At 53.5% G+C, this 11,156-nt stretch carries 10 protein-coding genes; 1 reads left to right on the top strand and 9 read right to left on the bottom strand.

What is annotated here, in order from left to right; all coding sequences use genetic code 11:
- From AAF564_22805 to AAF564_22765, 9 genes are all read right to left on the bottom strand, one after another.
- Positions 1-2,078 (bottom strand): molybdopterin cofactor-binding domain-containing protein (locus AAF564_22805; GenBank protein MEM8488397.1); only part of this gene is annotated, 2,078 nt, incomplete at its 3' end.
- 12 nt (positions 2,079-2,090) lie between these two features.
- Positions 2,091-2,558 (bottom strand): (2Fe-2S)-binding protein, encoded by a 468-nt coding sequence (locus tag AAF564_22800; GenBank protein MEM8488396.1) that lies wholly within the window; start codon positions 2,556-2,558, stop codon positions 2,091-2,093.
- 15 nt (positions 2,559-2,573) lie between these two features.
- On the bottom strand, positions 2,574-3,236 hold the full coding sequence (locus tag AAF564_22795; protein MEM8488395.1) for a hypothetical protein: 663 nt from the start codon (positions 3,234-3,236) through the stop codon (positions 2,574-2,576).
- 130 nt (positions 3,237-3,366) lie between these two features.
- Positions 3,367-4,359 (bottom strand): AraC family transcriptional regulator ligand-binding domain-containing protein, encoded by a 993-nt coding sequence (locus AAF564_22790; GenBank protein ID MEM8488394.1) that lies wholly within the window; start codon positions 4,357-4,359, stop codon positions 3,367-3,369.
- A 101-nt stretch (positions 4,360-4,460) separates the two neighbouring features.
- Positions 4,461-5,210 carry an SDR family oxidoreductase gene (locus AAF564_22785; GenBank protein ID MEM8488393.1) on the bottom strand — a complete coding sequence of 250 codons (750 nt, stop codon included), beginning with the start codon at positions 5,208-5,210 and terminating at the stop codon, positions 4,461-4,463.
- 32 nt (positions 5,211-5,242) lie between these two features.
- Positions 5,243-6,793: a cryptochrome/photolyase family protein gene (locus AAF564_22780; protein MEM8488392.1), complete on the bottom strand. Its 1,551-nt coding sequence runs from the start codon at positions 6,791-6,793 to the stop codon at positions 5,243-5,245.
- Positions 6,794-6,805: 12 nt separating this feature from the next.
- Positions 6,806-7,201 (bottom strand): DUF2256 and DUF3253 domain-containing protein, encoded by a 396-nt coding sequence (locus AAF564_22775; protein ID MEM8488391.1) that lies wholly within the window; start codon positions 7,199-7,201, stop codon positions 6,806-6,808.
- 1 nt (position 7,202) lies between these two features.
- On the bottom strand, positions 7,203-9,659 hold the full coding sequence (locus AAF564_22770) for an NAD(P)-binding protein (protein ID MEM8488390.1): 2,457 nt from the start codon (positions 9,657-9,659) through the stop codon (positions 7,203-7,205).
- Positions 9,656-10,381: an SGNH/GDSL hydrolase family protein gene (locus AAF564_22765; protein ID MEM8488389.1), complete on the bottom strand. Its 726-nt coding sequence runs from the start codon at positions 10,379-10,381 to the stop codon at positions 9,656-9,658. The genes AAF564_22770 and AAF564_22765 overlap by 4 nt, the downstream gene beginning before the upstream one ends.
- A 149-nt stretch (positions 10,382-10,530) precedes the next feature.
- Between AAF564_22765 and AAF564_22760 the strand changes: the two genes are divergently transcribed.
- On the top strand, positions 10,531-11,156 hold a 626-nt coding region (locus AAF564_22760; GenBank protein ID MEM8488388.1), incomplete at its 3' end, for a hypothetical protein.

The following is an 11,156-nucleotide window of genomic DNA, read 5'->3' as shown; positions in this document are numbered from 1 at the left end:
GGTTCGCCTACTGCGCCAGGTTTCTCTGCGTTTTCGAGAATCACGACGTCTATGTCTTTAGGTACGTGCCGCATCAATGCCATTTTGTATGGTCCATAGATGGTAGGATACAGTACCCCATCTCGCACTTCCATTTTTTCGTAGAGTGTACCACTCAGGCCCATAATAATGGCGCCTTCGCTTTGGGCACGTACCTGGTCGGGATTAACAGCCAGGCCAGGATCGATGGCACACGTGACTTTGTGTACCTTGATCTCTTTCCCTTCAACGGACACTTCAACCACGTGGGCCACTGGCGTATTGGCATCGGTAGAGGCTGCAAATCCCATGGCGCGTCCGTCATGAACGCCATCACGCCAGACGCCTTGTTCAGCGGCTGCCTGGATAACGGCTTTGAGTCTGTCGCCACGTGCATCATCCTGGATGTGCTCTAGACGGAATTGCACGGGGTCTTTGCCGGCAGCTATGGCCAGTTCATCCATGAAACTCTCAATGGCAAAGGTGTTGGCAAGCAGGCCCAGGCTGCGCCAAAAACTGGTCGCAAAAGGCAGTTTTACCCGCCATGAGATAGCACTGAAATGTGGAATGCCGCGATACTGGATCATGCCACCGCGCCACGCTCCGATATCCGCACCAAGGATGGGTTCAATGGCAGATGGCACGAGCGCTGAACCAAACATCACATCGCCACTCGAAACATTGTGTTCAAGCGCTTCGATCATGCCAGTGGCGGAGAGCCGGGCTTTCATCACGTGATGCGTAGGCGGTCGGAAGGTGTCGTTTTGGAATTCTTCTTTCCGATTGAAAAAACACTTTACCGGCTTCCCAACCGCTTTAGACAATACGGCGGCCTGAATGGCATTTGGCGTGTGGAGCCGGCGGCCAAAACCACCACCCAGATAAGCCGGCTTTACGTCAACCTGCTCTTCATCCATGCCAAGACGCTCAGCCACTTCGCTACGCGTAATGCTCACAACCTGTGTCGAGATTACAACAGTAGCGCGGTCATCTTCCACATAGGCAAGCGCGCCGTTAGGCTCAATCTGGGCATGTGCGGCTATTGGGCTCGTATACTCTGCGGTAATCACCCCTTCATGCGCTAACATTGACGCCGGATTACCTGTGCGCTGAATCTCAATAGGTGTGCCTTCGCCGACGCGAATCATTGCTTCGATATCACGCGTCTCCCAGGTTCGCTCAACATCCCATGTCACCTTAATCGCCTCTTTGGCGCGTTCAGCAGCCATTCGCGACGTCGCCACTACACCCACAAAATCATCTTCTTTTACCACCTGAACGACACCCGGCATTTGCTCCGCTTCAGTGGTATCTGCGCTTACATAGCGCGCGCCAACTTTATCGGGGCGAACCACTGCGCCATACAGCATGGCCGGCATCGTGGCATCCATCCCAAAAATGGGTGTACCTACAACTTTGTCGACCAGGTCTAAACGAGGGACAGGCTGGCCGACAAACTTGTAATCTTTAATGTCTTTTAGAGGTGGCGTATCGGGTACATTCCACGACTCAACTTGTGCGACAACTTCACCGTAGGTCATCGAATTATTGCCACCGGAAATTACGCCATTGGCGGCGGTAAGGGTTGATGCATCAACACCCATAATACCGGCTGCCTCGGTCTTTAACATCTCACGCATGGTTGCCGCGAGTTCACGCAGGGGTTGCCACAGGCCAGAAATAGAGTTGCTGCCACCGGTTGAGAAGGGATCCACACTACCCGTCGACGTAGCTGCATGGACCACACGGATTTGCGATATGTCCACTTCCAGTTCGTCTGCGGCGATCTGTGCCAGTCCGGTGAAGGTCCCCTGGCCCATTTCTACCTTCGGTGAATGCAGTGTAACCTGGTTGTCTGCAGTGATCTCAAACCAGACGTTTGGCGCAGCACTGTTGCTGTAGGTGAGGTCGATGGTATCAGCCATTTCAAACACGTACCGTCGCATGGCATGGCGGCCAAAGTAGCCGGCACCAAGCAATACCCCAAACCCGATGGACGAGCCGACAAGAAACTTGCGTCTTGTCATCCCTTTTTTCTTTGTTGTATTTGTTTCACTCATGATTGCTCTGTGCTACGCGTTGGAATTTCTGATTTCAGCTGCCCTGTGGATGGCTTTGCGCATCCGGTAGTACGTAGCGCAGCGACAGACATTAACGATGTTGTTGTCAATGTCTTCATCGGTTGGGTTTGGGATTTTTTCGAGCATGGCTGCGGTTGCCATCATGAAGCCAGGCTGGCAGTAGCCGCATTGCGGGACTATTTCCTCGATCCAGGCCTGTTGTACAGGGTGAAGGTTCTCAGCAGTGCCGAGTCCTTCGATGGTTGTAATGTTTTTCCCTGCTGCAAATTTTACGGCAAAGGAGCATGCGCGTACGGCCTGTCCATCAACATGAATAGTGCAGGCGCCACAGGCTGCTTTACCGCAGCCAAACTTGGTGCCTTTGAGGTCGAGTTCATCCCGGATAACCCAGAGCAGCGGGGTGTCTGGATCTACATCAACCGTAGTCTGTTCGCCATTTATGGTAAAAGAGATCATAATATTTGGGTTAACACGCTAGTTTTCTGGAATGGGGGCGCCGGCAGCAATCCATGATTTTACAGCTTCGATATACGCAGTTTTAGATACGGGCGGCTTTTCCCTCGGAATGCCTTCGTGGTTAACACCGGGCTCAAATACCCATAAAACCAGTGCATCTTCAGTTAGATGTTTTTCAATTTCTGCGAGACTACGTCCACCATTTTTAGACCGGTCAATCATGGCGCGCGCTATGTCTGCGCGACTTAAACCCTCCCAGCCCATGCTGCGAGGGGCCAGGTGCCAGTGAGGCGCGCCGGGGACACCGGAAGTTGTATTGTTTTCTGTCTGATGGCAGGTACTGCATTGCAGGCCGGCAGCGCCAAAGCCATCTGCCCCCCGCTGTACACCAAAACGATGTGGATGACTGTCTTCACCCTGATTGGGTTGGTCACCGGAGGGATGACAATTAACACATCGCTTGTGGGCGACAACGTCCATCATTTGATCAAAAGCCGTTTTAGCGGCATCGTCAACCCCTGTGGCTACGACAGGTACGATAGACGCCGCAGGAGCAGTGGATGCTGCCGTTGCTGGTTGTGCAAACACCGGGTCTTCCCATAGTAAGCCGGCCCATAATAAGCCAGCTAGCAGGCCGCCAATCGCAATAGTAAAGCCAGCTTTTCTTTTTTTATGCTGCATGGTTTTAATGCTGTATTGAAGTGATTACCCCATGACCATATTAAATGGGTACGTTTAAAGTAACGGTCGCTGTGTGATAAAACATGCTGCAAGACGCCAATTCACTATCTGAATGCGCCAGTTTTCGACGTTAGTTTAGCGTCAGCATGTCGCGGACGCGTTGTGGGGTTGTACCAGTCCACCCTTTGAAGGCCCTGAAAAATGAATTAGGTTCGTCGAAGCCAAGCAGAAAAGCGATCTCGCCTACGGTTAATTGCGTCTTTTGCAGGTAATGACGTGCGAGTTGTTCGCGCGTAGCATTTAAGATGCGTTTGAAACTTGTATTCTCTTTTTGCAAATATCTTTGCAGGCTCCGATTACTCACACCCAGCATCGAAGCTACTTCCTGCACACTGCCTCGGCCACTGGGCAGAAGCTCACAGAGTGCCGCGTGCACCCTGTCGGCCATCGCAGCCTCAAATTCAATAGCGGCGAGGCGCTGCTGCAAAACTGGCTCAAAGAAATCCCACATGGTTTCATTTGCTGTCAGAAACGGCTTTGCTGCATCCTCTGCATCAAATGTGACCGTGTACATTGGCCCTTCCTCGAGGTCGCATTCAAAAAATGCGCGATATTTATCCAGGAATTTGGGTTTTCTGACTACAGTTATTTCCCTGGGGACAATCGGTGCGCGCGTTGCTCTGCGAATAAAGCTGACAAAAAAGACCAGATCGAGCATGCCCATTCCAGCCGGCAGTTCTTGTGCGCCAATACTGTCAATACTGAGCTGTGTGGTTTTGCTGTTGATGTCCAGGTCGAGTCTGAAGGGCCCAATGAGTCGTTTGTACTTCTGCAGCCGTAGGGCTGCCTGGTTGAAGTTGGGACTACTGAGCGCCGCAAAAATCGCGGGGTCAAAAGCTTCGACTTTTAGCTGGTGCCCAATGAGGAACGGCACAGGCTGGTCTGGGAGTTCAGCTTCCAGGCTTTCCCAAAATCGAAAACACTCCTCAATGGTGATGGATACCTGTTCGCGAGAGAGGAGGCTAATCGGCAAATTGGCCCGACGCAACACGTTATCCGGGTGTGCCCCGAGCTCTTGCAAGAGCAGGGACCAATTGGTTGTGAGTTTGACGGTTTGCCGCATCAGCAGAATGGTTTTGCAGGTCTATGCAAAATATAACGGGAATGACGCAAAGCATAACTATCTTATTGCGCCATTTTTATATCTGATCGCGCTTCTTTGCTTTAAGGGCGCGGGAAAAGCGTCCCTAAGCCACCATCAATACCAATCACCTGACCCGTAACCCAACTCGAACGCGTATGGTCGAGTAGCCAGATGATACCTTCTGCAATGTCGTCAGGTTGGCCGAGCCGGCCAAGCGCATGCATTTTTTCTGATTGTGTTCTGCCAGCTTCCGAACTGGTGATACGTGCAGAAAGCGGCGTTTCCACAAGGCCCGGCGCCACACAGTTTATGCGGATATTACGCGGCGCGTAGGTGGCTGCAGCTGATTGTGCAAGCCCAACGATGCCAGCCTTTGCCGCAGCAATGGCTTCGTGGTTTACAAGTCCTTTCCGCGCGACAGCTGACGAGCAAAGCACAATGGAGCCGCCATGCTTCATCATGGCGCGTGCGCCGGCTTTTACGGTGTAAAATGCGGTGTTCAGATTCTGGTTGATCGTTTCTGCAAATTCTTCGACCGAAGTGAGGTGGGCCGGTTTGAGCAAAATTGAGCCAACGCAATTGGCAATGCCATCGAGCCGGCCATATTGATCGATGGCTTGCTTGACAATACCCTGTACTGCGTCAAATTGTGTAGCATCCAGGGTGTGGGCTACCCCGCCTATTTCTGAGGCAAGGGCTTGGAGGGGAGCTGGCTGACGGGCACCAAGCAACAGATGTGCACCTGTTGATGCCAGTTTGCGGCTCACCGCCGAGCCAATACCACCACTGGCACCCAAAATAATGTATACCGGAGCTTCGTTTGTTGTCATAATCTATTTCTATGCGATTGAATACGTGAAAATCAGAGCGCTCCCGTTTGGGCGAGCTCATGTACAACTGTGGCGCGCTCAGCAATAGCTTCGCGCTGTGCATGTGATTTGCGTTGGAGGTTTTTAAGTTGGAATCCCATCCGGCGATTGCTCCCAAGTGTCGCTTCATGCTCCATCAGGAAATCCCAGTATAATGTTGTGAAAGGGCAAGCCTCAGGACCCGTTGCTAAATCAGGATTGTAAGCGCAACCTTTGCAATAATTGCTCATCCTTTTGATGTACTTCCCCGTCGCGATATAGGGTTTGGTACCAACAACACCACCATCTGCATATTGCGACATGCCGATGGTGTTGGGCAAGGTGACCCATTCGACGGCATCAACGTACATCGCCATAAACCATGTTTGAACGGCAGCCGGTTCAGCCCGGTACAGGAGCGCAAACAAACCGCTCACCATCAGCCGCTGAATATGATGCGCATACCCATATTGCAGGAGTTGTTGCACAACTTGCTGCATGCATCGCATCCGGGTGTTGCCCGTCCAGAACAGATCAGGAAGTGGATTATTGGCCTGTAATGCGTTGTGATTGATGTACGCCGGCATATGATGCCAGTACACGCCGCGGATAAACTCGCGCCAACCCAGGACTTGCCGTATAAATCCTTCCACGGCATTGAGTGGTGCGGCACCGGCAGCATAAGCGGCAACAGCACGATCGCACACCGTACGTGGATTTATCAGCTTCAGGTTAAGCGCTGCCGCAAGGCGTGCATGGTACAAAAACGGCTCGTCGGTCCACATGGCATCCTGATACGTACCAAAGTGGGGCAAACGGTTTTCTATAAAATCGTCCAGTGCAGCGTGGGCATCAGTTGGCGTTACGGGCCATCCAAAGGCTTCCGTTGATCCATATAGGTTAGGGAAGTGCTGCTCAACCGATTGGCATACGGCCTGCGTTATGGCGTCAGGGGAGTAGACCGTCGAAGGGGGCAGGTTTTGAGGTCCATTTTTGCTAAATGTGCCACGGTTTTCCTTGTCGTAATTCCAGGTGCCTCCCACAGGTTTGCTGCCTTGCATGAGGTACCCGTACTGCTTGCGCATATCACGGTAGAAATATTCCATCACAAGTGATTTTCTGCCTTGTGCCCATACGCTGAAGGATTCTTTTGAGCAAAAGAAGTGGGTGTCTGGCCGCATATCGAGCGGTATGCCGGCCTGCTCGGCTTCATTTGTCAGGGCAACGGTGAGGTCGTGGCGCCCTGGTGTTGTTAAGACGACACCCTCTGGTTGCCATCTTACAATTTGTGCGCCAAGGAAAGCCGGGAGGTCCGGTGCCGGTGCGTTGGCATCAAGGTGCTGATAGATGACCCGAAAGCCGCGAGCAATCAGGTCTTCTTTGAAATGACGCATGGCAGCCAAAAAGAGCACAACGCGTTGTTTATGATTTGGGTAGCGCTCGATTTCTGACGCTACTTCTGCCATAACAACTACGTCTTGCGTAGGATCAGCCCCTTCGAGAGAAGGCCCCTGGGGATCCAACTGGTCGCCGAGGATCAGTATGAGGTTGCGGGTTTTTTGCATTGACTGGACTGTTTAGCTTGATGCGCGGGCGGACCGGCGGAGTCTGATGGGTCCTCTAGCAGTTGAGGGGTCTACCACGCGTCCTTTTTGGATGATTTCAAGCTGTTTCTTAACGACGAGTCGCCGCGCCGCCTGCCGCGCCGGCTCCATGTAGGCGCGCCAGTTATCAATGAGGCCTGAAGCCTCCAGTACGCGGACTGCTTCACTCGGACAAATACTACCGTTGTTCGCGCGCTGCCCCAGCAATCGTAAAATGGTTGCCTCTAGGGCATGATCTATCGGTTGCAGTTTTTGTCTACGACAAGCTTTTGAGCAATATTTAATGGTGTCCCAGTTTTTTGCCCACTTTTTGCGCCACGTCATTTTGCGTCCACAGACTGTGCAATATTTCGGTGTGACGTGCTGCATGCTAGAAAAGGGACTGCTGAATGCCGATTGATGCCTCGGATGCTTCATCGGGAAGGCCGAGGATGCGGCCGGCTGCTGCCATGCCACTCAGAAAGGCCCCTTCAACACGCGAACCGTTGCACCAGTCGCCACAAATACCCATTTGCAGATCTGCATCCCACAGGCAGCCATCAGCCAATGGTTGCTCTGCAAGGGCATACCGCCAGCGGTGCGCCTGTAGATGTATTGGGGATTGAGGTGTTATGCCTGTTGCTTCAAAGAATGCTGCCAGCACTTTGGGAGCCGCAGTTTCTTTGGTCAGCTCAAGTTGGGTCGCGGACCATTGGGGTGCGGCATGAATCACCCAGCTTTCCGTTTCTGGCCGCCCCGGCTTGCTGTTGTTTCGGGCTGCCCATGCAACGGTTGGATGGTGTACAAACAGACCATCGAATTTGAGGGGTAAAGTTTCAGCAAAACTTGCCATTAACGCCCAACAGGGTTTCATAGCAACCTGCCTGGTGACGTCCCGGAGTTTGGGAGCGTCTGCAAGTAACGGGGCGGTTTGTGCCGGCGGGGTGGTTACGAGAACCACATCAAAATGACCGAGGTCCTGGTGTTCTGTATCTGTCAAATGCCAACTTTGGGCGGTACGGCTTGCTGTTGCGACGCGCGTTTTGAGCTGGATGTCAAGTCCTGTTGCCAGGTGGCGGGTAAGCGTGCTCATCCGGGGCACCCCGACATATCTGTGCAACGTACTCGTTTTGGCACGGCATACGCCATGCTCTGCTACCCCGATTTGTCCTTTCCAGGGGGCAATGATGTCGGCCTCTACCCAAGAAGCTACGTAGCGCTGAAAACGCGGATCCCGCGCCGTGAAATACTGTGCCCCATGGTCGAACGCGTAAGCGTCGTGCCGGCGGGTAGCCATACGTCCGCCGGGTCCTCTTGCTTTATCAAAAAGAGTGACGCGCAGGCCATGGTCTGCCAGTATCCGGCCAGCAGTTAGGCCTGCCATGCCGGCGCCAATGATTGCTATATTCAAGGGTTTGTTTCGGGCTGGTTGTTGCACCATATTTTTGTATTTGTCGAGATCGAGGCGGTTGGCGTGGTTTGCAGTTGGGCGCGGCCTGATGCTGCCGTAAATGGGTATGTCTGGGGAGAAGGGACGGTCAAACAGGCCGAGACACCATAGCAAGCCGGCGTAAGAATTCGGATCTGAGCCATCCAGCGCGTACCGGTGATTCAGGTCGATCATCAGGCGGAGGGCAGTAGCGGGGTTGCCAGTCCATTGGAGGATGGCTTTGCCCCAGGTCATGCGCACGTTGTTGTGTAATTCGCCGTGGATCAACAACGACTGCTGTGCCAGGTCCCACAATGTGTCGCCTGTTTTCGCACGGGCGAGGGTTTCCCAGTTGTATATAGTGCGCCGCGGATCCTGATTGTGCTGGATGAGTGTTTTTTGCGCCCAATGGGGCAAAACGGAGAGGTTTTCGACGTTTGCATTATGAAAGCATAAATTGAACGCCAACTCCCGCCAGATCAACAGTTCGTCGAGAAATTTATCGCTACCGGTGCCTTTTGTCGCTGCGGCTTCCCGCGCAATACGAAAGGGTGACACGTGTCCGTGGTGGAGGTAAGGTGAAAGCCGGCTCACACCGCGTGGAGCGCTAATGGTTGGGTCGTTCCGTGAACGCGCATAAGCGCTGAGGCCAAAGGACTTAAACAATTCCCATCGATGATAGCCGGCTGTTGATCCTCCCTGTGTATGGGGCACTGGCCCAACGGCATGATCGATCTGGCAGGACGCGCAAAGCGCAGCAATGTCGGCTATTTCCAGATCGGTTGGCGCAAAGCCCAGGTTACCAGTATACATCGGCGCCGTGGGATTAATTTGCGGCCACGTTTTGCCAACCCGCGCTGCAAAGGCCTTTTCGTTCGCCTCTCTAAACTGATAGGCACGCGGGTAGAACTGTTGCACGGATTGCATGGGAAGTATGCAGTGGCTGTCAACTGTCCAAAACGGGGCCGCTATTTTTCGAGCGATCGCGCTGTACCATCGGGGGAAGGGTGGGGCAGGGAAATCTTCCGTTACTACAAGGGCAGCCTGGTTGCACAGGCGCTGCAAAGGAGCGGGGTGCTCCGGGTCTTGGCCGAGATAGAAGGCATAGGCTATGCCTCTTGCTGCGAGTGCACGGGCAACGTCACGCGCGCCTTCGAGGATAAAGGTATGGTGTCTGTCGGAATTGTAAGGGTGCCTGCCTGCAAGTCCCTGGTACACGAGTATAGGTACTGTTAGCTGATTGGCTATGTGGATTGCAACGTCAAACGCCGGGTTTTCGTGGGCTCTGACGGCATGGTGCATCCAGTAAAGTACAAAGGGCCGGCCGGCGGGGATAGCGATGTCGTTCAATGGCCTGACGCGCTCCTGCAAATGAGGAGGCAACGCTTCATGGATTTTAGTGCCAGCTATACTGTTCATGCGCGTACAGTCTCGTGCCCAAGTAGCGCAGCAGCCATCGCTACGCCAAATTCTCCATGGCTGACTTCAGAAGGATGGTAGCCATCTGCAGAAAACCGCTCCGGGGAGGGGTCAAAGTCTAATGCCAGGTGCACCACACGCGGCCTTTTGGCAGCCTCCTGCTGGATAATGGCGTCAAATGTGCGGGCACGCAAACCGATCACGTGTCGCAGTGGGGAGGGAAGCAACGGGAAGCCATGCAGCGGTGGGATGCCGGCTATGCCCAGCGTTGCATCAGGATATTTTTCGAGCAATGCATCAAGAAGCGTTGTTAAATTCGTACGCCATTGTGCAGTGCGTTTCAGCGACGTAATATCGTTAACGCCGGCCGATACGATGATGTATTGATATGTAGTTTCTTTGAGGCGGGTGAGCAGTCGCTTGTGTACTTTTTCAGACGTTGCGCCAATTTGTCCTACGGCGCGCCATTTGACCGTAGTACCAAGCGTTGTGGCAAGGGCTTGCGCTGTAGCACCTACCAATGCGCGCGCGTAGGTAGACGCGCCCACGCCCGCAATGATCGAGTCTCCAATAGCAAGCAGACTGACGGCTGGGCCCGAACCCGTGCTGCCTTCTGGCCGGCCGGAAGCGCCTGCAAAACGCGGTGCATTTTTTCGGACCCACAGGGCCTGCGGGAGCACAAAAGGCATCAAGGACCAAAAAGCGAGGCGTTTAAGCATCATGCCGGCTGCTATGCTATGTAATTGAGGGGATACCCGGATACTTGGGTGTGTGGTCTATTTGATACACGGCGTAAGCGCAATAGGCACATTATTGTTTATATTCAAACAAGAAAATCCCACGAGCTTTATTCCACTGCGCGTACACCAACATGACCTGGCCCTACACGTTTGATTTTACCAATGCGTCGGAGCCTGAAATTCAGGGGAAATTACACCTGATGCCCCCCAAACTGGTGGGAGCGACTAAAAGTTCATCTGATGCTTACCGGGAAGGTACGCTTGCGTTGGATAACGGTCGAGGGCTGGAAGTACTGTTATACCATAATCCCTATACAACGGCCTTTTTCTATCTGGGAGAAGTTGCTATATCCCCGCAGTTGAGCGGGCTTTTCGGGTTGCCGGCGGCTTTGGGCGAGGTAGGCCGTGTGCAATTGCCCGGTCAATTCATCCTGGGTGGGCACAGAACGCGGGTGGTACATCGCGCCGTAGCCGCCATGATGCAAGCGCCGCCCTGGGTAAGCTTGCTAGCGGACGCCGCACAGGACACGCTCGCTGTATTTCCCATCCTGCGTGAAGGCGCAAAGTATGGCATTGTTGAGGCGCTCTGTGACGACTATAACTATGTCGCTGATGAAATCCTTGTAGATGCGCACCATGTGGATGCGCCAGATGTCCCTGGTTATGGCCGGCGCACGCGTATTGCCGTTTTCAAAGACAATGACCTCAACCAGGATCAGCGTGATGCCATGACGACGGCTATTGTGGGCGATAGCAT

The organism is Bacteroidota bacterium (assembly GCA_039111535.1).
In the GTDB taxonomy this organism is placed as follows: domain Bacteria; phylum Bacteroidota; class Rhodothermia; order Rhodothermales; family JAHQVL01; genus JBCCIM01.
The sequence above is the reverse complement of the archived record's forward strand: the minus strand, read 5'-3'. Positions and strand labels throughout refer to the sequence as shown.